Here is a 21,080-nt window from a genome sequence, read left to right on the forward strand (position 1 = left end):
GCTATTTAATCAGACTATGACTACTGTTCTTTTTCCATAGCGCGAGCCTGCGGATCTTGTTCTTTAGCATGCAACGCAGAATTCGCTTCTTGTTCAGCTTCTTTTAGGGCTTGCTGAATTAACGCTTCCAGTTGAATAAACAGTTTGATGTAGTTGTTGTCGATGCGCTCGCCGCTGGCATCGTCTAACCAGGCTTCGTAAAGTGTATCGCTTTGCTTGTCTTCAATGCGTTTATAAGCTGCAACCTGCTTTTCTGCTTGCACGGCGTGAATGCCTAACGAACGTAATGCTTCGGCACCCATGGCGAGGGCAGAGTGGTAAGTTTCAGATACAATGAAGTTTGCTCCAGACTGGCGTAAACGATATCCATGACCGCGGTCAAATGCCCGTGAAAGCACTTTCACCCGAGGAAATGCGTGTTTAACGTACTTCACCATTTCGATGGCAGCTTCTTTATCATTAATGGCAATAACCAGCATGGAAGCTTTGTCTATGCCTGCGGTGTGCAGCATGCCTGGCCGGGCAGCGTCGCCAAAATAAGCTTGAGTACCAATGCGGCGCATGTTGTCTATTTGCTCGGCACGTACATCTAGCACCACGGTTTTAATGTTGTTGGCCAGCAGCAACCGGTTAACAATTTGACCGAAGCGGCCAATCCCAGCAATGATGACCGTGCCGTAGTCATCAATGCTATCGGGCTGACGTCGATTACTTCTATTGGTATAGGCAGGGAGAATCACATGACTAAATAGAATGAACAACGCCGGAGTGAGAAACATGGAAAAGGCGACGACGAGGGACAAGATCTCAACGAGCTCAGGAGGCAACACGGAATTTTGCGACGAAAAATTCAGTAGCACAAAACCGAACTCACCGGCTTGCGCGAGGCTAAGTGAAAAAAGCCAGCGGTTAGGCCCCTGAATACGAAATAACAAAGTAACAATAAACAAAATGACAGCTTTGATCAGCATAACGCCCACTGTCAGTGCCAGAATGATCATCGGCTTTTCCGTGAGCAACTGCATATCGATACCCGCGCCCACGGTGATGAAAAAGAGCCCCAGCAGTAAGCCTTTAAAGGGCTCAATATTTGACTTTAATTCATGACGAAATTCACTGTTTGCCAGCATTACCCCGGCCAAAAAAGCGCCTAACGCTGGCGACAGCCCAACCAGACTCATTAGTGCCGCAATACCCACCATTAGCATGAGGGAGGTAGCCGTAAAAATTTCCCGCAATCCCGACGATGCCACATACTTAAATAACGGACGACTGAGGTAGTGGCCGCCAACGGTTACTACGGCGACTGAGCCCATAATCACAATGGCATAGAGCCAGGCAGGCAAACCATCTACTAAACTGTAATTGTGTGCAGAGTCATCGGCCGTATTTCCCGCAGCCATGAGCTCGGGCAGTGCTAGTAGCGGAATTAGCGCTAACATAGGAATAACGGCAATATCCTGGAATAACAACACTGAAAAGGCGTTTTTACCGCCTTCCGTTTGTTCCAGCCCTTTTTCCTGAAAGCTTTGTAGTACGATGGCCGTTGATGAAAGTGAAAAAATGAGTCCGATAGTGAGCGACACCGAGAAAGGCTGTCCTAACTCAAGTGCGATAAAGGTAATAGCTATAGTTGTGAGTAGAAGTTGAATGCCGCCAAGACCAAACAATTTTGCTTTCATTGCCCATAACGACTTTGGTTCAAGTTCAAGGCCCACTAAAAACAGCATCATTACTACGCCAAATTCAGCAAAATGCTGAATAGCTTCTGTTTCATCGCCGACTAAATGTAGAACCGGACCAATGACCACGCCTGCAACCAAATAGCCCAGTACAGAACCGAGACCCAGGCGACGCGCCATGGGTACAGTAATTACAGCAGCAACAAGGTAAATAAATGCCTGCAGGAAATAGCTGGTCATTGAAGCAGTCGTCCTTTAAGAAGTGGTTATATGAATCGTTGCGGTAGCAATTTGGCGCAGACAGAGCGCTGTGAGGAAGCGCCTGCTTTGAATCGCATTATGTCTGCAGGTGGTTGAGCTGGCAATGGTTTCACGTTTGTCGATGCAAAAAAACAGGTGAAAATTCAAACATCAAAAAGTTGTGTGCGTAACTGTTCACAAAAGGCTTTTCTGTTCGCGGCGGCCGCATCATTGATTGCGTATATCACCACATTTTTTTCGTGCAGCCCAATGCCCTGCGCATAACAATCACCACTAATGCGAGGTGACCAAAATTTCTCTCTCATCAGCAGTGCTTCTAAGCGGGGGAGAATTTTGTCGGCCATTGGAAACGCGTAGTACCAGTCGTTGTGCGCATTTGTTACCTGAAGAAAAGGGGGAAATCTCTCCCAGTTATTTAGCACGTACTTGGGTAGCGCGGGTAACGTATTGAAGGGAAACTGTCCGCTGCTTTTGGCTTCACGCACAAACGAAGCCTGGTTGTTCGTCATGACTGATGGGAACAAGGCGGCTCTGGTGCTATTGAGATATTCAAATGGCACACTGATTTCTGTGTTTTCATAGTGTGAACTCTCCGCAGAATCTGTTTGTATCCCTTCATTAATGAAACATTCAATAAGCGCAGCAATTCCTCTAGAGAGCATTTTGCTTCGTTCAGGGCGGGGTTGTTCTTTGCGTGTGGTGTTGCTGTCATTGGTGTTTGTTGGGTGCTGCTTTTGCCTGGCGTCATCATCGACGAAGCTATGCTCAGCATAGGGCCGAATGCTTTCCTGTGCGGCGGCAATGTCAAGTAACGTTGTGATGTTATGAATATCACCGTTATTAACCAGAAGGGTGATGTTTTGCGGGGAGTACCAGGTCGCTTTATATGTATTTATCTCTGACTCGGTGAGTTGCGTTAGTCCGCCGCTAAAGCCCCCGGCCACGGCTTCCGTGTGTCTGCCTCGTGCCAATAAATCAGTAAGATGTGCCTCATAGCCGGGCTGACGTTCACGAAAGGATAATTCCTGAAAGATAACGCCATCTTTTTCTCGCTTGATGTCATCGCTCCGATAGGTGCAGTGAATGAGTCCGGCGTATACAAATTCTAATGCCTGGTAAAACAGACGTTCATGTGCGGTTTCTATAAAATAGTAAGTAATGCCAGTCAGCGTGGTGGCGTTGATTTTTACCGGAAGCAGAGCCAACGCGGCAAACAAATTATGTGCTTCGGGATAACGGGTAGAGGAACGAAACACCAGGTGCTCGACCACGTGCGCGATGCCCGAGGCATCAGGAATAGGTGTGGCAACGGCAAATACCGCACTGAACCCCTGCGAGTCAGTGTGGCATAGCAGGATCCTGGTGTTTGCTGACGTCCGGGCTTCTTGGGTCATTAATTATACCGTGACGATATCTATCTTATTTTTTGGGTCCCGCAGAATCACGTTTTTATCATGCTGTTTTGCTGCGCTTTCAATGGCCGCTTCTATGGTGTGGTGATGCGGTGATTTACTGCATACCGGATCGGCCTGATACATGTCGCCGGTTAGCATGTAAGCCTGGCAGCGACAGCCACCAAAGTCTTTCTCTTTTTCATCGCAATCACGACAAGGCGATGGCATCCAGTCGTAACCGCGAAATTTATTGAATGAGAAATCCTGATACCAAATGTCCTGCAGCGATTTGTCTTTCACGTTCGGGAACGTCATAGGCAATATTTTCGCGCTGTGGCAGGGCAGGGCTGACCCATCCGGCGTAACGGTGAGAAACGTAGAGCCCCAGCCATTCATACAGGCTTTTGGACGATCTTCGTAATAATCCGGTGAAACAAAAATAAACTTAGGTCCTTTACCATTCTGCTTGTCGCGGAAGGCATTGACCTTGGCTTCCGCTTCTTCAAGGGTGGCTTTCGACGGTAGCAATTGATCGCGATTTACGTAAGCCCAGCCGTAATACTGCACGGTGGCCAGTTCAACAAAATCGGCGTCTAACTCGGTGGCAAGGGCCAGTACATCATCAATCTGGTCGATGTTTTGCGCCGTTAAACAGAAATTCAGTACCATCGGGTATTCGTATTGCTTAATCAGCTTGGCAACTTCCAGCTTCTGCGTGAAGGAATGACGACGATTACCGATCAAATCGTTGGCTTCTGCATTGGCAGCCTGAAAACTTAGCTGAATGTGATCAAGGCCGGCGTCTTTTAACCCCGCGATACGTTTTTCGGTCATGCCAATGCCGGAGGTGATCAGATTGGTATAGAAGCCCAACTCACTGGCATGTGCGACCATTTGTTCTAAATCTTTGCGCAGTAAAGGCTCACCGCCGGAGAACCCCAGTTGTACTGCTCCCATGTCTCGGGCCTCCGACAGCACGCGAAGCCAGTCTTCCGTACCGATCTCGTCTTTCTTGTCGATGAGATTCAGAGGGTTAGAACAATAGGCACAGTGCAGCGGGCAAGCGTAGGTGATTTCTGCTAAAAGCCAAAGTGGCGGACCCGCTTCGATAACCCGTGTTTCGCTTTGACCGTTGTTAATCTCAGACATAGTGAATCCAGTCTTTGCTTTCGGCATCGCTCAGGAACGCAGTAATATCATCGCCGATGTCATCTGGCGCTTCCGGGAACTTGGTTTTGAGTGACATGATGATGTCGTCAACTGACTTTTCGCCATCCACTTGTAACAAAATTTCTGCCGCGCTGGGATTCAGCTTCACCATGCCTTCTGGATAAAGCAGAACATAGCTGTCCTGTGCTTTTTCAAATTGTAGTTTGTAAAGTCGGTTGCGTTTAGGTACTTGGCTCATAACAGCCCCTTGTGACAGATTGACTGATCGGCAATGCCGGTGAAAGGCTTACGATCAAACTCGTAGGCCAGACTGATAGCATCAGCCATCGACCACAAGACATCCAGCTTAAATTGCAGAATGTTCAAGGCTTTTTCCTGTTGGGCGCGAGTCACAAAATGGTCCAGTGTAATTTGCAGACCGTGTTCCACATCGCGACGAGCCTGACTCAGTCGCATCTGGAAATAGCTAAAACCCGCTTCATCGATCCACGGGTAGTGCCCAGGCCACGTATCAAGTCGGCTTTGGTGAATTTCAGGTGCAAACATTTCTGTTAGCGATGAACAGGCGGCTTCTTCCCAAGATGCACGGCGGGCGAAATTCACATAAGCACCCACCGCAAATTTCACGCCGGGCAGCAGAAACTTTTCTTCCAGCATATCGTTACGGTTTAGGCCCACGGCTTCACCCAGTCGTAACCAGGCTTCGATACCGCCCATACGTGGATCACCTTCTTCTCCGTCGTGGTCAAGAATGCGTTGGATCCACTTACGGCGTGTTGCCATGTCTGGACAATTTGCCAGTACCGCGGCGTCTTTTACGGGAATACAGACCTGATAATAAAAGCGGTTCGCGACCCACCCTTGAATTTGCTCCTTGCTGCATTCACCTTTATTCATGGCAATGTGGAACGGGTGATAAATATGGTAATACTCGCCTTTTGCGCGAAGTTTTTGTTCGAATTCTTGTTTAGACCATGGCTTGTCTGACATAAAAAATCCTCGGATTTAAAGCGTAATATGCATGCCGTCGTAGGCGAGCTCTATTTCATTGTCTTCAAGATACTGATGGGCACCGGAGTCTTCATTTAACACCGGGTTGGTGTTGTTAATATGGATAAGCACCTTGCGGGAAATATCAAAGCGATTAAGCAAGGCTACCGCGCCATCATCGCCGTTCACCGGCATGTGTCCCATTTGTGTACCCAGGCGATTACTAAAACCATTCTTGATCATTTCATCGTCGAGCCACAAGGTACCGTCGAACAGCACGCAATCTGCCTGTTCAAGCATATTTTCAACCAGTGGATTGGCTTGCACGCAGCCTGGCGCATAAAACACTGACTTACCAGAGTGCTCATCTTTAATGTGCAGGCCAATATTGTTGCCCGGCACAATATTGTCGCGGTATGAAGAGTAGGGCGGTGCATTTGACGCCAGTACAACGGGGCGGAACGACAGTCCGTCTGCGCCTATCGGTGTGAATGTGGAATCATATTCGGTATCAATGCCGTGGCGCTGAAGGCCACCGTGCCAGTGTTTAAGCATAGGGAACAGCGGGAACGCTTCAGTGAGATCCTCGTACACCACATCAGTACAGTAGACCGGTAAGGGCAAGCCTTCACGTAGGGTAAGCAAACCGGTGGTATGGTCTATCTGGCTGTCGGTGAGTACGATGGAACGAATCGAAGTGCCCCGCTGCTGGTTGGGATCGGCAGGCCATAATTGTGGCGTTTGATTAATTTGCTGGCGTAAGTCTGGCGAAGCGTTAATGAGTATCCAGTCTTCACCATTGGCCGAAACGGCAATACTGGATTGGGTTCGGGCCTGGGCGTTAATGCTGCCTTCGCGCAGCCCTTTACAATTTTTGCAGTGACAGTTCCACTGAGGAAACCCTCCACCTGCGCCTGAACCTAAAACGAGAATTTGCATAGTTCACCTGTCAACGTCGTTGCCTGAAAGCATGAGCAGAAGAGCCGGAATAAAAAAGGCTGCCAAAGGCAACCTCTTTTCATACCAATCAGGCAGTTTGACTACCCGATTGTAATGCCATAGAAGAAGCGTGCTGGCTTAACGACAGCCTGCCTCGTATGGGCTGTTAGCGGTTTTTGATGTACAGAGTAACTTCAAAACCTAAACGCATTTCAGTATATTGAGGCTTGGTCCACATGGTGCGACTCCTATGTTTATTAACGATGTTTTAACATTCGATCACATTATAAGAAAGCGGATTTCGGAAAAAAATCCTACTTTGGGAGGACTTCTGATGAACTTTCTACTTCTTTGGGAGGGAGGCATCGGATCGTCAAGTTAGCAACTCATGCTAGCCCGACGACAATGCTATACCCTTCTAAGAATATCTTCCTGGTTAAAGCTCACCACCCCGAGTCCGGCTTCCAGACAATCTTTTCAGACAAAAATAGCTACGTTAAATATAGTCGTACGGTTTAATTCTGCCAGTGCAATTCTCGCCGCCCTAAGCACGCGAAAAAGACATGCTGCTGTCAATGAAAACTATATAACTTCTGAACATGACAATGTGCGATAACGATATCGAACTATTTTGATTTAGATCTATTCTTAACCTTGTAATCTTTCCTGGAATAGAACAAAAATGTGGGTGTAGACTAAAGTAGCGTCTGCAACGGACTTATCAGTCTTTTTTTAGCAAGTGTAAGAGCGAGTTCTTAAAGGAATTGTTACTTTAAAAAAATGTGATCTTTCGCATGCAGTTAGACGAAAGAATGTGATTCTTACCCGGAGAGCAACCATGACTGTAATGCGTCTAACCCAGGCCGACAAAGCGTTAAGTGTAGAGCAATCCCATATTTGGCTACACTGTTTCCGAACGTGCTATAAATGTGAAGTGTTATCAGAAACCCTTACTTCTTATGAGTTTAATGATGGCAGTCGTCTAATTCTTGATTCAAGTTATCCCTTCCCTCAACCTGTAAAGTCGAAGGCAAAACTACGCCTCGCTTAATCCTCTCGTCACGCCTGGCTAACAAAGCGGGCAAGTTGTGTCGTTGTTGCAGAGGCCAGTGTTTGTGCTTGTCTGGCCTCGGTATCTACCGTCACTAACTTCTCCTGCATGCCTTCCGCCAACGCCGTTATTGTAGTGACTGAAATTAAGGTTTGTTGAGATTGCCGGTTTAATTGCGTAACCGACCGGGCAATATAGTCAAACTCATCACTGTTTTTCTGAAAGTCAGTCATCATATCGCTGAAAGTTTTCATCGTACTATCCAGACTGTTTTTCATTTTCGAAGACGCATCTAATAGTGAATCTGATTCGCGTTGGGTCTCATTAACTAATAAATCCATATCGTTAAGAAAGGCATTAATTTGCCGGGTGGCGTCTGTCACTTTTACTGACAATGCGCGCACTTCGTCAGCGACCACCGCGAATCCTCTTCCAGCCTCGCCGGCACGGGCGGCTTCAATGGCCGCGTTTAGCGCGAGCAGGTTGGTTTGGTCAGCGAAAGACTCCACCATGCGCAGAATGCTTTTCACATTGGCAGCATTTTCCTGCAAACCACCCACAGTGTGAGAAAACGAAGATAACAGCGTAGAGATATCGCCCAGCTGCGTGTGTGATTCAGATAGTGTGGTGTTGGCCAGCGATGCCGTATGCAGATTTGAATTGTTGCTCTGCGCCATGCCATTACTCGCCTGCATAATGTCGTTTATCCCTTGGGTTACTGTGGTGGTGCCGGCAACCACTTCCTGGGTCAGGTGCTTTTGCTGGTTGGCTTGGTCGCTGGTGGTATGAATTTGTGACGACATGGCAGCATTGCTATAAGCAGTAAGCTGTGCATCGCCGTGGATGCGATTCAACAATTTGTTCAAATTGTTAGCAAACAGGTTGTAGGCCTGTGACAAGTCGCTGAATTCGTCTTGGGTAAACGCAGGCAACCGGGTTCTTAAGTCGCCCTCAGTATGATTGATTTCATCAAGGGTGCGAACGAGTGCGCTTACAGGCCGCACGATTAAAAAGCGTAAGTAAAAGAGGGTGAACAGAAAACCAACCGCGTTCAATACCAACATAGTGGCTAGCCACAGAAAAGCGGTGTCACGAGTTGCTTCATTTGCATGTGCATAAAGGTAGAAAAAATACAGGGTGGCTATCTGGCAGAGAAACAGAAAGCCAATGTTGCCCGCAATCTTTTTCGTTAACGTATTGAAGAAGGTTTTCTCAATGGTGGAGTAGAGCGTCCAGAACATACAATTACAGAATCTGCGAGTCAGAGTGCAACCATAGCCTAGCCGGTCATTTTAGGTAACAAAATGATCGCTGAAGGCCGATGTAACTGGTAATTAATTGATTTACATCATGCAAAACGGCTCAGCCGTAGCTTTTCCATAAGTCCATACTTTCAATAACTATATTCTTCATCATTTGCATTTCTTCTTTATTTCGAGGAGGCTCATTGACACCAGTTACACTTAATACAAACTCGAATACACACGGTCCATCGAATCCTGAATCTTTCAATGCTTCTTTATAAGCGCTGAAATCGATATTGCCTTGGGCGATGCCTTCCCGATTTGATCCCGAAATATGAAAAATTGCGTTGCGACTGCCATACTGTCGAAGAGTGGTTAATGGACGCTTTTCACCAATATTCATATGAAAGCTGTCGAGTAACACACTGATATTGTCGCAGCCGCTGTCTTTAATCAGCCGCTGATAATCGTCTGCCGTATGTACGTATGCAACTTCATAAAAATTGCACGGTTCGTAAGTCAGAGGTACAGATTTTTCACTTGCATACTTGGACAGTTCTTGAACAGCGTCAATGATAAATTGCCAGGCTGTTTTATCGTCCTTACAGTCTTTAGTCCAGGCGCTCAATCCTTGCAATGTCTGTAAACATCCGAGGCTGTGCGCAAAATCTATTTCCTTCTTGTAAAACGCGATAGCATTTTCCAGTGTGGCGGCACCATGTTGTTCGCCGGGCGCGCAGTCAAAAGGATCATTAGCAATAATAGCCAGGTTATATTCTTTCGCACTCGCTACTACTTTTTCAGCCGGGTGCGCGTGGGCTCCTTCGCAGTATTGAATTGCATTTAGCCCCATACTGGCAATGGTAGACATTAGCGTGTCTAAGTCATCAATGCCCAGTGTCCAGCTACAGATACCAAATACAGGCTTAGTCATGTTTATAATCTCCTTTACTTGTGAACTTTTTCGTACCTTGGAGATTGATGAAGAGATCAGATGTTTACTTATAAAGCGTCTTACAATCGCTTAAAACAGCCTGAATTGCGTTCAGTGACGCTGTGCTGTGCAGCAGATTCAGACAGAATGGGATAACAACGAAGAAGAAGGAATAGGTATGAAGTTCTCCAACGTTTTTATTGCACTTATCACTGCAGGCTTGATGTCGGGCTGTAACGATGCCAGTCAAACCGCCAAACAGGAAACAAAGGTGACGCCCGCGCAGCAAGAAGCCGCGGACATTGCGCTTACTGAAACCGCCGATACGTACACCCGGGTTTTCTTTGACCAATATCCGACGCTGTCAACCACGTTGGCAATGCCGATTCAGCAGACTGGGGGTAGTTATAACGACAGGTTCCCTGATTATTCTGTCGCCGGTATGGAACAATTCCAGAGCAGTATGGCGCAGGCCGCAACCGCGCTGAAAGAGGTTGATTGTACATTGCTTTCTGAAAAAGACCGCATGCATCAACAAATCCTCATTAACATATTCGACTTTTATACCGGTGACCGCACCTTTCCTGGGGGATATATTGATACCTGGAGTGCGCATCTGCCTTATATTATTAATCAGATCACGGGCCCATTGATTGATATACCCAAGGTAATGCAGGTACAGCAGGCCGTGGCGACAAAAAAAGATGCCGAGGACTATCTCACCCGGCTGGAAAAAATGGGCGCATTTGTAGATGGCGTGGTGGCGAAATTTAAGGCCGACGAGGCGAAAGGTATTGTACTGCCGAAAAAACTGCGCCCGAAAACCTTGGCTTACCTGAATGGCTTTTTGGCCGCCGAGCCCGACTCTCATGGATTGGTAACTGCTTTTGCGAGCAAGCTTGAAAAGGTCAGTGAACTGGATGCGACAACTAAAAGCGACATGGTGAAGCACGCTGGTGAATTGGTTTCCACGGTGGTCTATCCGGCGTTTAATCGTGCCAGAGATGCGGTACTTGAAAGCGAGCAAAAGGCGGGTAACAGCGACGGCATATGGGCGCAGCCAGGCGGTGAGGCATTTTATCTACATGAAATTAAATTCCTGGCGGATTCGACATTGTCACCGGAAGAAATTCATCAGTTAGGTTTATCTGAAGTTGAGCGGATTGCTGCGCAGATGGATACTATTCTGCGGCAAAACGGTTATTCCGAAGGGACAGTTGGTGAGCGCATGCTTGCGCTTGCTGACGTTCCTGGACAGCTTTTTGATGCCACAGATGAGGGGCGTCAGGCACTCCTTGATTACCTGAACGATGAAGTGAAAACGGTGATGGCTCGGGCGCCTGAATTCTATGGCACATTGCCCACACAGCCGGTAGAGGTTGACCGTATTCCGCCGGTGTCGGAAGCGGGTGAAGCGGGAGGTTATTATTCCCAGCCTTCCCTGGATGGCAGTCGACCTGGCGTCTACTGGATCAACCTGCGTGATATGAAGGCAGTACCTAAGTTCAGTTTAAAAACGCTCACTTACCATGAAGCCGTACCAGGGCATCATTTTCAAATCGCATTGAACATGGCGCAAACTGACATCGGTCTGATGCGACAGAATGCGCCTTACAATGCGTTTGTCGAGGGATGGGCATTGTATTCTGAATATGTGGCTGCGGAGTACATGGGCATGTATGACGACGATCCATTGGGTAATTTAGGTCGTCTTCAAGCCGAACTTTACCGGGCAGTTCGCTTAGTGGTCGACACGGGAATGCACTTTAAGCACTGGACCAGAGAGCAAGCAATAGCGTATTTCCACGATACTACGGGGACGCCGTTATCTGACGTTGTGCCAGAAGTTGAACGCTATATGGCCATGCCTGGGCAAGCACTGGGTTATAAACTGGGTATGCTCGAATTTGTTGCATTGGAAAAGCAAGCGCGACAAGCGCTGGGCGTTAAGTTCGATATCAAACAATTTCATGACATTATCTTGTTACCGGGCGCCCGTCCTATGGCCATGGTGAGACAAGACGTTGAAGCCTGGATAACGGCAAAGTCGACTGACGAATAATAACGTCAAACTGATGTCGCAAATGTCACTAAAGGTCAAAGTGCGTTTTTGGCCTTTTTTTGTGCAATAAAACAGGCTTTCCTCTCAATGCGTTGTTTTATCTATACCTTAGCGTAGGTATCGGTACTTATCAGTATCGACATCTGATTATCAATTCGTATATCGAACACATTTCATACCTTAGCTACACTCCAAACTAATCAGGATACCGGTCGATTTCTGCCGGGCGTATTTGCGCTTATAGACCTGAATAGCCTAAGAAGGATTAGCTAATGTTGACATTGTCCCAATTTCGAAACAGTTACCCGTTGCAACTGGAATGTTCCCTTGCAACAGGAAGCAGCCCCAAAACGCTGCTGCGACTGTCTGCGAAATTTAACGGTCGAGATCCTTTCTGGCATTTTGTTGAACAAACCGCGAGCAGCAGTAGGCCGATTCATTTTCTTGGCCATGATCGCAGTTTAGATGCCAGTGTCAGAAACTTAAGTGAAATCAGTAAACAAATTGCTGATATTGAAGAATGGCTGGGGTTGTCCTACCAGGATATTCTGCAAAAAATCAGTGGGTCTTATAGCACAACCTCGGTGAGCAAAATTTTTGACTTGCAGGCACCGGGTCAATGGGAAGGCGTCACCCGCGGCGAACTTCAAGCTTTGCTGAAAGAGCTGCATTACTGGGTGGTGTACATCAACGATCTGGACATCATGCGTAAAGATGCAGAGTCTGCGCTTAGTTTACATTATTTCTTGCGCCGTCATCCGGTCGCGGGATGTCAGAGTTTGGCCGATGTGGTTTTACTCAATAATGACAGCTGGGACCTGGACGAATCTGGTTATCAGACAATTTTGCAGGATCTTGTCGCCAAAGATGACGACTGTATTTTGCGCTGGATAGAGCAGCCAGAACCTGTTGCCCATTTTAATGTGCGCTCGAAAGTCCCTTATAACTCAATGTTAACGTGGGTTATTCTGTCACTGATTTCACGCACCTATGGTTACACCAGTAACCAGTGGGCAACCAAAATCCAGTGGAAAAAGCAGGGGTTCAAACTACGCAAGGATGCCCGTCCGGCCCCGGTTTTTCATTACTTCTCTATGCCTTCAGCAGAGCTGTCGTTAGGTGAAGGGGATGAAGGCGCGCCGCAAAAAGGACGAAGGGTTTCGCTGGTGTACAACGCCAGTGAATTGCTCGACTACAACGGCATGCCCTATGAAGAAGGTTTTGTTGAGCCGCTGTCTACCTTGCGTGCCCGACTGGAACGTTTGCAGGTAGATGTACGGGAAGGCAATGAGCCGAAATGGCACCCGAACGAAGATTACATTGAAATGCCACCGGATACCGGCTTGTATGCGAAGCATGTAACGGCGGCCTACTATCAGGCAATCTTACCTCTGTTAATCCGTTGGGCAGGGCATAAAAAGCGTTTGAATGTAGGCGCACATTTACGTGACCCCGTGCAGTTCGATGCCTACACCACGCTGGTAACGGAAGTGGCTGCGGCCAATTTGTCGGTGCGCTTTGGACTAGACAGAAAACCTTGCCAAACGAGTGTACAGCGAATTGGTAACTGGATTGACGAATTGTCACCCCAGGGGCGCTTTGACATCCTTGCCAGTGCGTCGGAATGTGCAAATCGACTTTGCTTGTTCTTGTTTCCCGAAGACAGAGAAACCGTTTAATTGACGGTTTTTCTTTGTTAATGCTTGGCCTAGCAGGTCGCGAATAACAATATTGTATGATTTTTCAACGCTCAAGGGGTAAATCCGGGCGTTTATGTTGCCGTAAGCCGGGAATTTGATAGAGTTGTGTCATCAGTTCCCGCCTTGTCATTTCTAGCTTGTAGCGGGATTATAATTATAATTCAGGATGCGCTACATGTCTCAACCGTGCTTTCGAATGAAAGGCACCACGCTTACCAGTATTGTACTGGAGGTTGTCTCCTTTGAACCGGATGAATTTGAATCGCAACTGGCGGAAAAAATTGCCAGTGCGCCGCTCTTTTTCACCCGCTCTTCACTGATCCTTCATCTTAATGCGCCGCTGTCTGCTACCGAGTTTGAACTGTTGGTGGCGTTATGTCGTCGCCATGATTTACAACCCATGGCGATAAAGGGTGTTACTGAAGGACTAAAATCTACCATCAATGATTTGGGCATGGCTGATATTAGTCAAAGCAAAATCAGCGAAAAGCCACTTGCTGAAAGCAAACCTGTTGAGGCTTCAGCTTCACAAAATCAGCCCGAACCCACAGAAGCGCCTGCACAAGCAGAAACCGTTACGCAAACAGTAGAAGTGGTGAAACCTGCTAAGATTGTTGCCAGACCCGTGCGTTCTGGTCAGCAAGTTTATGCGGAAGGCAGTGATCTGGTGATTCTGGGCGCCGTAAGTGAAGGGGCTGAAATTCTCGCTGATGGTAATATTCACGTTTACGGAACACTACGTGGACGGGCGCTGGCCGGCGTTAAGGGCAATGAGCAGGCACGAATTTTTTGTCAGAATATGGAAGCTGAATTGGTTTCTATTGCCGGACGCTTCGTGATGCAGGAAAACATACAAAATAAGTGTTGGAAAAAACCAGCACAGGCATATTTAGACGCAGATGCACTTCTTATTGAAGCATTATCCTAACGCGGTGCAAATGCTATTGGGGAATAGTAAATGGCTAAAATAATTGTAGTAACTTCAGGAAAGGGCGGCGTAGGCAAAACCACGTCAAGTGCTGCCATTGCTACAGGTCTGGCGCTGGCCGGACATAAAACCGTGGTGATTGATTTCGATGTGGGTCTGCGAAACCTGGATCTGATCATGGGCTGCGAACGTCGTGTGGTATACGACTTTGTAAACGTAATTAATAAAGAAGCCACGCTTAATCAGGCACTGATTAAAGACAAGCGCACGGATAACCTCTATATCCTGCCAGCTTCTCAAACCCGAGATAAAGACGCACTGACCATGGAAGGCGTTCAGAAAGTACTTGATGATCTGTCGAAAGACTACGACTTCATCATTTGCGATTCTCCTGCCGGTATAGAGCAGGGCGCACAGATGGCGCTGTACTTCGCTGATGAAGCCATCGTGGTTACAAACCCGGAAGTGTCTTCCGTGCGTGACTCAGACCGCATTCTAGGCATTTTGCAAAGCAAATCCATGCGCGCAGAGAAAGGTCAGTCTGTTAAAGAGCATTTGCTATTAACCCGCTACAATCCTGAGCGTGTTGCCACTGCAGAAATGCTGAGTGTTGCCGATGTAGAAGAAATTCTTGCTGTGCCGCTGCTGGGAGTCATCCCGGAATCAGAAGCCGTATTAAAAGCATCGAACCAAGGTGCGCCGGTTATTCTGGATACCGAGTCGAACGCAGGTAAAGCTTATTCCGACTCGGTGAAACGCCTGTTGGGTGAAGAAGTGCTTCATCGCTTCCTGGATGTTGAGAAAAAGGGTTTCTTCAAGCGACTGCTGGGAGGTAAGTAATGGGCATTTTCGATTATCTGCTGAAAAAAGGGAAACCAAATACTGCGGCTGTCGCCAAGGAGCGCCTGCAGATCATCGTTGCCCATGAGCGTCGTAAACGTTCGCAACCGGATTATCTGCCGATGATGCAACAAGAAATCCTCGAAGTGATCCGCAAATACGTGCATATTGCCGATGACGACGTGTCAGTGCAGCTAGAAAATAGTGAAGACTGCAGCGTACTGGAACTAAATATCACCTTACCGGAAAAATAAGTGCTCTGTGTCTTACAGGCACAGACGCATTACGCAGAAGGGGCCTCGAGCCCCTTTTCTTTTATGTGCGCTTCAAGCTCGCTGAAAAACGCAGGAAATTCCTTATTTATTTGCGTATACGCAGGCAGAATTTCTTCAATGCTGCCTTCAAACCGATGACGAAACCGAATGCGTGATGCGGTTCTGTCTAGTGCCATTGCCACGCCTTCCACATTCTCATAGACATCTAACCAGCGGTTTTCCAGCATGCTTCCCACTACCTGATGCATGCGTGGCGGCATGTCATTGTGGCGTTTTGCCAGTAGTGCATAGCGGTTATCGCAGAATGTCTGAAAAGGCTGGCGACTGAATTGTTGCCAGTGTTGAATGAGAAAGTGGTCGAAGAGCACATCTAACGTGATGCCGGCAAAGCGACGTCGCCGGGGGCTGAATGTCTGTCTGAGCGCTGTTACCCAAGGATGAGAATCGGTAAATTTATCGACCAGCTTATGATTCTCAAGGCCATTTTTAACCGCTTGAGGTAGCTGAGTGACATCAATGCCTTTTTGGAAATCGCCTAAGAGATTGCCGTAGCAGGAATCTGCGGTTGGCTGAGCCAGAAAGAGGTGGGCGAGATAATTCATGGTGTGAGTGTAACAAAAATGCCAGCATCACGTGCTGGCATTTTTAGATCTTATGGGTTGGTTTTCGCTAGCCAAGCTTGCGCTAACAGGCTTTTGCCAATCACTGCGGTAATCGGAAGTCCTGCTCAGTGCTATCGGTCGTATTTGGCCGCTTCGTCTTTTGCTGGCAGACTCTCGCTGATGAAGGTACGGATGTCCTCGTTTGCGGTTTTTAAGTCTTCATAGCGCAAATACATCATATGACCACTGCGATAACCTTTGAAGCGCAAGCGGTCTTTCATTTTGCCGCTGGGGTCGAGTTGGGTCATGGTGTACTTGGCATCAAAATAGTTGGTAGCACCATCGTAATAACCAGACTGCACCATCACATTCAGGTAAGGGTTGGTAGCCATTGCCTGACGCAAGTTGTCGCCGGTGTGATCGTTGTCGCGATCCCATGGATACACCATACCGAACATGTTGTACTTGGTGTCGGTTTCAAATTTCAGGTCGTTACGCAGATAATCATTGATTGCTGGCGTGAACGAATGCAGCCAGGATGTTAGCTCTGCATTGTAATCGGGGCGATCACCGGTTTCCTGCTTATCGATACCTAAATAACGGCTATCCAGACGACCAATGGTTTTGCCTTCATCACGCAGCAGTGCTTTCCAGAAAAACCAGGTGCTAACGTCTAGGTTACTCTGCTCAACTTCTTTAGCCGTTAAACCAGAGTAGGCCGCAAACTGATTAATCACAGACTGCTTCTCTTCATCACTGATCCAGGCACCTTTCGCCAAGGCTGGGAGTAATTCGTTGAGGGTGAATTTTTCGACCTGCGGGAGCAGTGCTTCTAAATCCATGTTCTGGTATTGAGGCGCTAATTTATTGTGATACCAGGCGGCGGCTGCGAAATAGGGCAGGCGGTTAGCTGCCTCTACCGGGCCTTCACGTTTAATGCCAAGCTCAGTGGGCGACACCAGAATAACGCCGTTGAGGTACATCCACTGACGTTCTTGTAACGCTAGTGCCAAGCCAGAAACCCGAGTAGTACCGTAGCTTTCACCAATCAGATATTTCGGGGAACGCCAGCGGTTAGTGATGGTCACGAAAGTGTTAATCCACTCGGCGAGGTACTGCACATCCACATTCACACCAAAGAACATCTTGGCGATTTTATCTTTCGACGGCATCTTACCGTCTTTATCTGGCAGGGCGCGGCTATAGCCGGTATTCACCGGATTCACATAAACAATATCAGCCACATCCAGAATGGAGTAAGGGTTAGTTTTGGTTCCATAGGGTTGCAGCGGATAGCCTTCCTCATCGATGTTCAGTACTTTTGGGCCGGTGTAGGCAATGTGCATCCAAACTGAAGCGGAGCCCGGGCCTCCGTTAAAACTGATCACCAGCGGACGGGAAGCTCGGTCCTTAACATCATCACGCTGATAGTAGGTGTATTGCAGCGTGGCTGTCGGATTACCTTCTTCATCCCACACGGGCTGCATGCCGGCGGTAGCGGTATAGCTGAATTTCTCACCTTTAACTGTGGTTTTATGTTTAGTGGTAACCGCGGTTTCCACCGGAATACTGCGTTTTACGCCTGGGGTTTCGGCGGCGAGAGCCGATGGTGCAGCGAGGCCTCCTGCGACGCTCAGTGCCAATGTCAGGGCAGTGAAAGTACGACGAAATGTCATGTTGTTTCCTCTGTAATAATTGTTGTCGTTTTTGTTATTAGCGTGCGCTACCTGGCCCGCATTATTTATTCATGTGCTACGCAATGTTTACCTGCGCAATACTAAATACTAAGTTAACGAAGAGTGATAATTGAAAGCAAAGGTTTAACGACGTACCGGCTAAAGGCGGCGGTAAAGTAATTCCAGTACACCCAGACAGTGGGAATCAAAATACCAGACGAAACGGTGGTCTTATAAGTTTTTTGCTATTTTATCTGTCACTGAACTGTGTAAACTTTGAAGGCGTATCAATAGCTGACTGTTTTCTCGTCTTTTACCTCTACAGGAATGCAATGGAACGCCTCACACTGTTAGAAAATACCAAACAGGAAACCCGGCTTATTGAGCAACACATCCGCAATGTTGCAGAACAAGCCAACGGTAAACTTATTATTCTGGAAGCGGGATGCGGACAGAAATGGCCGCTTAAGCTGGAAGGGATAGACCGGTTCATTACCGGTGTAGACATCGACGAAGCGGCGTTGGCGCTACGAAAAGCTAAACACAATGATTTGCATGAAATTGTGATAGGCGATTTGCGCGCGCTGGACTTACCTGCCCAACACTTCGATGTGATATACACGTCATATGTGCTTGAACATATTGAGAACATCAATAAAGTGCTGACGAATTTTACCTTATGGCTAAAACCCGGAGGCCTGATCGTCATCAAAGTACCTGATCGATACACCGTGTATGGTTTCCTGGCACGCATGACCCCGCATTGGTTACATGTAAGCTATTACCGGTTTATCAAAGGGAAAACCCAGGCCGGTAAACCGGGTCATGCTCCGTATCCCATTGTGTACGACCCCCAATTATCCCGCGGCGGTATTAAAGCCTTTTGTGATGCAAACGGCCTGCAACTAAGTATGGAAATGGGGAAAAATAATTATCTTCGTAAGCGCTCAAAGAAAGACAAAGTTGTTGGCTTCTTCGCCAGAATACTCAGCGCGTTATCGATGGGGAAATTGGCCTGGCGCTATAATGATGTTATTTTCATTATTCAAAAACCAGTCAGCTAAATAGCAGGCAACTAGGCAAGTTACAGAGGAATTCATCGTGGCTGTCCATGAAATTAAACATCCGCTTATTCAACACAAAATCGGTCTGATGCGGGAATCCAGCATTTCCAGCAAAGATTTCCGTGAACTGGCATCTGAAGTGGGTAATTTGCTTACCTACGAAGCTACCCGGGAACTGCCAACTGAGACTGCTGAGATTAAAGGCTGGAGTGGTGATACGCTGTCAGTGCAGCAAATAAAGGGCAAGAAAATTACCGTTGTACCCATTTTACGTGCCGGGCTAGGTATGCTGGATGGTGTATTGCAACTTATCCCTAACGCCAAAATTAGTGTAGTTGGGCTATATCGTGACGAAGAAACGTTAGAGCCGGTTCCTTATTTTGATAAAGTGGTGAAGGATATCGATATTCGTACTGCACTGATTGTAGACCCTATGCTGGCTACCGGCGGCACGCTCATCGCGACAATCGATTTGTTAAAACAAAAAGGTTGTGAGCAAATTATGGGGCTGTTTCTGGTGGCCGCGCCAGAAGGTATCGAGGCGGTACAACACGCGCACCCAGATGTAGACATTTTCACGGCATCCATTGACGAACGCTTGAACGAGCAGGGCTATATTTTGCCGGGGCTGGGCGATGCTGGCGACAGAATTTTCGGCACGCGCTAAGCTGTTCTCTCGCTGCACCTAAAATTTTTAGTAAGCCGGATATCTGACACAAAAACCGGCTTTTTGAAAATTTTAGCTTTCTCTTAAACACTACTTCAGCCCGTAAGAACTTGCTAACACTGTGTAAGTGGCAAAATAAGATCGTCATGCCCGCAATCTCTGTGCTAATATTTTAAAAAAATGTTAATCGTTTAAGTTTGCCCATGCGGATCGCTGCTGTTAGGAAGTACGTCCTGACGTAACTCTGTTTGGCTGCTTGTTGTGAGCGAAGTCGCGGTATGAAAAAAGTAAAACTCACTCTTAAAGACGTGGCCGAAAAACTCGGTGTTTCCACGGCAACCATTTCTAATGCGTTTAATCGGCCAGATCAGCTTTCTGCTACCCGGCGTGATGCGATTTTGAAAGCGTGTAAGGAAATCGGTTATAGCGGTCCAAACAAAGCGGCACAAATTCTTCGTAAAGGTCACTCTAATATTGTGGCAGTGGTGCTGGCAGATAACATCGGATACATGGTCAGTGACCCGGTGGCAAGCACCTTCATTCGAGGCGTGTCGTCGGTGTTACAGGAAGCGGGTAAGCACTTGTTGCTTTATGCTGGTAATGCTACCACGATTCTGGATGTCGCCGATTTTGTCGATGGATTCATTTGTTACGGTGCACCGCAGAATACGAAGTTAGGTGATGAACTTAAACAACAGAGTAAACCTGTTGTTACCGTAGACTTTAACTTAGAAGGTTGCCCTTCGGTAAATATCGATAATGAAGAAGCTGCCTATCAAATGGCGTTATCTGCAATCGAAGAAGGTGACAGCGTCGCAATTTTAGGCCTGAAACTTATCGATTCTCCTAGTACATGCCGTATTTACGACAGCCCATTACTTGATGCAGAAACTGCTATCTCCCATCGTCGACTCGACGGTTACATACGGGCAATTCAAGATCGCAATGCAAAAATCAGTAACGACTGGATATGGCATCTTCCTGAGAGTGGGGGTAATTTCGCTCGCCAGGCTGCAAAAGAAGCATTAAGTACTACATATCGGCCGCGAACCATTCTTTGTATGAGTGACATTATCGCTATCGAGCTTTTGCAATGTGCGTTGGGCATGGGCATTGATGTGCCAGGCGAACTAAAAATCACTGGTTTTGATGGTATTGATGAAGCGGCTCGGACCCGTCCACAACTTTCGACCGTGTGCCAGTCGAGTATTGAAAAGGGTCAGGTTGCAGCGCGATTATTGCTAGCCGGAGACGACGCTAAGTCCGAAGTACTGAGCTTTGAGTTACTCAGCGGTGAGACGATTTAACTCACCTCACCGCGAATTGGGTTTACTCGTGCTGGGCTGATAATAGGTCGAGTTATTTGCCAGCTTGTTGATACAGCGGAGTAGGTTTACAAGCCACACAAACCTGATCACCATAATAGTTATTTTGATAATTGCAGGTTACTGCTACGCCATTATCGGATTGTTGCTTCTTTACCAATTTTTGAATCATTTTAGCCATTTGTCTGCTCCTCGTTAAGTTGAGTACAGATTATTAGATTGTATTGATGAATTAAAATCTTATTTATTAATCGTTATAATCGATTTTTAAAGATC

At 47.3% G+C, this 21,080-nt stretch carries 20 protein-coding genes; 8 read left to right on the plus strand and 12 right to left on the minus strand.

Going from position 1 to position 21,080, the window contains the following annotated elements; genetic code table 11:
• Positions 1–20 precede the first annotated feature (20 nt).
• The 9 genes from ACXAFQ_RS15665 to ACXAFQ_RS15705 form a co-directional block, all read right to left on the minus strand.
• Positions 21–1,922 (minus strand): monovalent cation:proton antiporter-2 (CPA2) family protein, encoded by a 1,902-nt coding sequence (locus tag ACXAFQ_RS15665; protein ID WP_474824288.1) that lies wholly within the window; start codon positions 1,920–1,922, stop codon positions 21–23.
• Positions 1,923–2,086: 164 nt separating this feature from the next.
• Positions 2,087–3,337 carry an insulinase family protein gene (locus ACXAFQ_RS15670; RefSeq protein ID WP_474824290.1) on the minus strand — a complete coding sequence of 417 codons (1,251 nt, stop codon included), beginning with the start codon at positions 3,335–3,337 and terminating at the stop codon, positions 2,087–2,089.
• Positions 3,338–3,340: 3 nt separating this feature from the next.
• Entirely contained in the window at positions 3,341–4,486 is a 1,146-nt protein-coding gene (pqqE, locus tag ACXAFQ_RS15675) for a pyrroloquinoline quinone biosynthesis protein PqqE (protein WP_474824292.1), read from the minus strand.
• Positions 4,479–4,745, minus strand: coding sequence for a pyrroloquinoline quinone biosynthesis peptide chaperone PqqD (gene pqqD, locus ACXAFQ_RS15680; protein WP_474824294.1), 267 nt, complete (start codon positions 4,743–4,745; stop codon positions 4,479–4,481). The genes pqqE and pqqD overlap by 8 nt, the downstream gene beginning before the upstream one ends.
• Positions 4,742–5,497 carry a pyrroloquinoline-quinone synthase PqqC gene (gene pqqC / locus ACXAFQ_RS15685; RefSeq protein WP_474824296.1) on the minus strand — a complete coding sequence of 252 codons (756 nt, stop codon included), beginning with the start codon at positions 5,495–5,497 and terminating at the stop codon, positions 4,742–4,744. Before pqqC ends, pqqD begins: the two co-directional genes overlap by 4 nt.
• 15 nt (positions 5,498–5,512) lie before the next feature.
• Entirely contained in the window at positions 5,513–6,436 is a 924-nt protein-coding gene (gene pqqB / locus ACXAFQ_RS15690) for a pyrroloquinoline quinone biosynthesis protein PqqB (RefSeq protein ID WP_474824298.1), read from the minus strand.
• A gap of 166 nt (positions 6,437–6,602) precedes the next feature.
• Complete coding sequence (pqqA, locus tag ACXAFQ_RS15695; protein ID WP_083273040.1) at positions 6,603–6,674, minus strand: pyrroloquinoline quinone precursor peptide PqqA; 72 nt, start codon at positions 6,672–6,674, stop codon at positions 6,603–6,605.
• Between the two features lie 821 nt (positions 6,675–7,495).
• Positions 7,496–8,728 (minus strand): methyl-accepting chemotaxis protein, encoded by a 1,233-nt coding sequence (locus ACXAFQ_RS15700; RefSeq protein WP_474824300.1) that lies wholly within the window; start codon positions 8,726–8,728, stop codon positions 7,496–7,498.
• Between the two features lie 121 nt (positions 8,729–8,849).
• Positions 8,850–9,665: a sugar phosphate isomerase/epimerase family protein gene (locus ACXAFQ_RS15705; protein ID WP_474824302.1), complete on the minus strand. Its 816-nt coding sequence runs from the start codon at positions 9,663–9,665 to the stop codon at positions 8,850–8,852.
• 178 nt (positions 9,666–9,843) lie between these two features.
• Here ACXAFQ_RS15705 and ACXAFQ_RS15710 point away from each other — a divergent pair, with 178 nt between their 5' ends.
• From ACXAFQ_RS15710 to minE, 5 genes are all read left to right on the plus strand, one after another.
• Positions 9,844–11,727, plus strand: a complete 1,884-nt coding sequence (locus ACXAFQ_RS15710) for a DUF885 domain-containing protein (protein ID WP_474824304.1) — start codon at positions 9,844–9,846, stop codon at positions 11,725–11,727.
• Between the two features lie 272 nt (positions 11,728–11,999).
• The gene (locus ACXAFQ_RS15715; RefSeq protein ID WP_474824306.1) at positions 12,000–13,406 is read left to right on the plus strand and encodes a zincin-like metallopeptidase domain-containing protein; all 1,407 of its coding nucleotides are present in this window, start codon (positions 12,000–12,002) and stop codon (positions 13,404–13,406) included.
• A gap of 196 nt (positions 13,407–13,602) precedes the next feature.
• Complete coding sequence (gene minC / locus ACXAFQ_RS15720; protein ID WP_474824308.1) at positions 13,603–14,355, plus strand: septum site-determining protein MinC; 753 nt, start codon at positions 13,603–13,605, stop codon at positions 14,353–14,355.
• Positions 14,356–14,385: 30 nt separating this feature from the next.
• Entirely contained in the window at positions 14,386–15,195 is an 810-nt protein-coding gene (minD, locus tag ACXAFQ_RS15725) for a septum site-determining protein MinD (RefSeq protein WP_474824310.1), read from the plus strand.
• Positions 15,195–15,449 (plus strand): cell division topological specificity factor MinE, encoded by a 255-nt coding sequence (minE, locus tag ACXAFQ_RS15730; RefSeq protein ID WP_070125643.1) that lies wholly within the window; start codon positions 15,195–15,197, stop codon positions 15,447–15,449. The genes minD and minE overlap by 1 nt, the downstream gene beginning before the upstream one ends.
• 29 nt (positions 15,450–15,478) lie before the next feature.
• On the opposite strand, the gene ACXAFQ_RS15735 is transcribed toward minE, so the two are convergent.
• Together ACXAFQ_RS15735 and ACXAFQ_RS15740 are read right to left on the minus strand one after the other, a co-directional pair.
• The gene (locus tag ACXAFQ_RS15735; RefSeq protein WP_474824312.1) at positions 15,479–16,072 is read right to left on the minus strand and encodes an acyl carrier protein phosphodiesterase; all 594 of its coding nucleotides are present in this window, start codon (positions 16,070–16,072) and stop codon (positions 15,479–15,481) included.
• Between the two features lie 131 nt (positions 16,073–16,203).
• Entirely contained in the window at positions 16,204–17,748 is a 1,545-nt protein-coding gene (locus ACXAFQ_RS15740; RefSeq protein ID WP_474824314.1) for a S10 family peptidase, read from the minus strand.
• 332 nt (positions 17,749–18,080) lie between these two features.
• On the opposite strand from ACXAFQ_RS15740, the gene ACXAFQ_RS15745 reads away from it, so the two are divergent.
• The 3 genes from ACXAFQ_RS15745 (at position 18,081) to ACXAFQ_RS15755 (ending at position 20,786) form a co-directional block, all read left to right on the plus strand.
• On the plus strand, positions 18,081–18,812 hold the full coding sequence (locus tag ACXAFQ_RS15745) for a class I SAM-dependent methyltransferase (protein ID WP_474824316.1): 732 nt from the start codon (positions 18,081–18,083) through the stop codon (positions 18,810–18,812).
• Between the two features lie 37 nt (positions 18,813–18,849).
• Positions 18,850–19,479, plus strand: a complete 630-nt coding sequence (gene upp, locus ACXAFQ_RS15750) for a uracil phosphoribosyltransferase (RefSeq protein ID WP_474824318.1) — start codon at positions 18,850–18,852, stop codon at positions 19,477–19,479.
• A gap of 278 nt (positions 19,480–19,757) precedes the next feature.
• The gene (locus tag ACXAFQ_RS15755) at positions 19,758–20,786 is read left to right on the plus strand and encodes a LacI family DNA-binding transcriptional regulator (RefSeq protein ID WP_474824320.1); all 1,029 of its coding nucleotides are present in this window, start codon (positions 19,758–19,760) and stop codon (positions 20,784–20,786) included.
• A gap of 52 nt (positions 20,787–20,838) precedes the next feature.
• On the opposite strand, the gene ACXAFQ_RS15760 is transcribed toward ACXAFQ_RS15755, so the two are convergent.
• Positions 20,839–20,985, minus strand: coding sequence for a hypothetical protein (locus tag ACXAFQ_RS15760; RefSeq protein WP_474824322.1), 147 nt, complete (start codon positions 20,983–20,985; stop codon positions 20,839–20,841).
• Positions 20,986–21,080 lie beyond the last annotated feature (95 nt).

The sequence above is a fragment of the Alteromonas sp. ABH2_165 genome, assembly GCF_056159945.1.

Bases quoted from the DNA above. Each gene is read 5' to 3' on its own strand.
- ACXAFQ_RS15665 (WP_474824288.1), bottom strand. From the start codon at position 1,922: ATGACCAGCTATTTCCTGCAGGCATTTATTTACCTTGTTGCTGCTGTA.
- ACXAFQ_RS15670 (WP_474824290.1), bottom strand. From the start codon at position 3,337: ATGACCCAAGAAGCCCGGACGTCAGCAAACACCAGGATCCTGCTATGC.
- pqqE (WP_474824292.1), bottom strand. From the start codon at position 4,486: ATGTCTGAGATTAACAACGGTCAAAGCGAAACACGGGTTATCGAAGCG.
- pqqD (WP_474824294.1), bottom strand. From the start codon at position 4,745: ATGAGCCAAGTACCTAAACGCAACCGACTTTACAAACTACAATTTGAA.
- pqqC (WP_474824296.1), bottom strand. From the start codon at position 5,497: ATGTCAGACAAGCCATGGTCTAAACAAGAATTCGAACAAAAACTTCGC.
- pqqB (WP_474824298.1), bottom strand. From the start codon at position 6,436: ATGCAAATTCTCGTTTTAGGTTCAGGCGCAGGTGGAGGGTTTCCTCAG.
- ACXAFQ_RS15700 (WP_474824300.1), bottom strand. From the start codon at position 8,728: ATGTTCTGGACGCTCTACTCCACCATTGAGAAAACCTTCTTCAATACG.
- ACXAFQ_RS15705 (WP_474824302.1), bottom strand. From the start codon at position 9,665: ATGACTAAGCCTGTATTTGGTATCTGTAGCTGGACACTGGGCATTGAT.
- ACXAFQ_RS15710 (WP_474824304.1), top strand. From the start codon at position 9,844: ATGAAGTTCTCCAACGTTTTTATTGCACTTATCACTGCAGGCTTGATG.
- ACXAFQ_RS15715 (WP_474824306.1), top strand. From the start codon at position 12,000: ATGTTGACATTGTCCCAATTTCGAAACAGTTACCCGTTGCAACTGGAA.
- minC (WP_474824308.1), top strand. From the start codon at position 13,603: ATGTCTCAACCGTGCTTTCGAATGAAAGGCACCACGCTTACCAGTATT.
- minD (WP_474824310.1), top strand. From the start codon at position 14,386: ATGGCTAAAATAATTGTAGTAACTTCAGGAAAGGGCGGCGTAGGCAAA.
- minE (WP_070125643.1), top strand. From the start codon at position 15,195: ATGGGCATTTTCGATTATCTGCTGAAAAAAGGGAAACCAAATACTGCG.
- ACXAFQ_RS15735 (WP_474824312.1), bottom strand. From the start codon at position 16,072: ATGAATTATCTCGCCCACCTCTTTCTGGCTCAGCCAACCGCAGATTCC.
- ACXAFQ_RS15740 (WP_474824314.1), bottom strand. From the start codon at position 17,748: ATGACATTTCGTCGTACTTTCACTGCCCTGACATTGGCACTGAGCGTC.
- ACXAFQ_RS15745 (WP_474824316.1), top strand. From the start codon at position 18,081: ATGGAACGCCTCACACTGTTAGAAAATACCAAACAGGAAACCCGGCTT.
- ACXAFQ_RS15755 (WP_474824320.1), top strand. From the start codon at position 19,758: ATGAAAAAAGTAAAACTCACTCTTAAAGACGTGGCCGAAAAACTCGGT.
- ACXAFQ_RS15760 (WP_474824322.1), bottom strand. From the start codon at position 20,985: ATGGCTAAAATGATTCAAAAATTGGTAAAGAAGCAACAATCCGATAAT.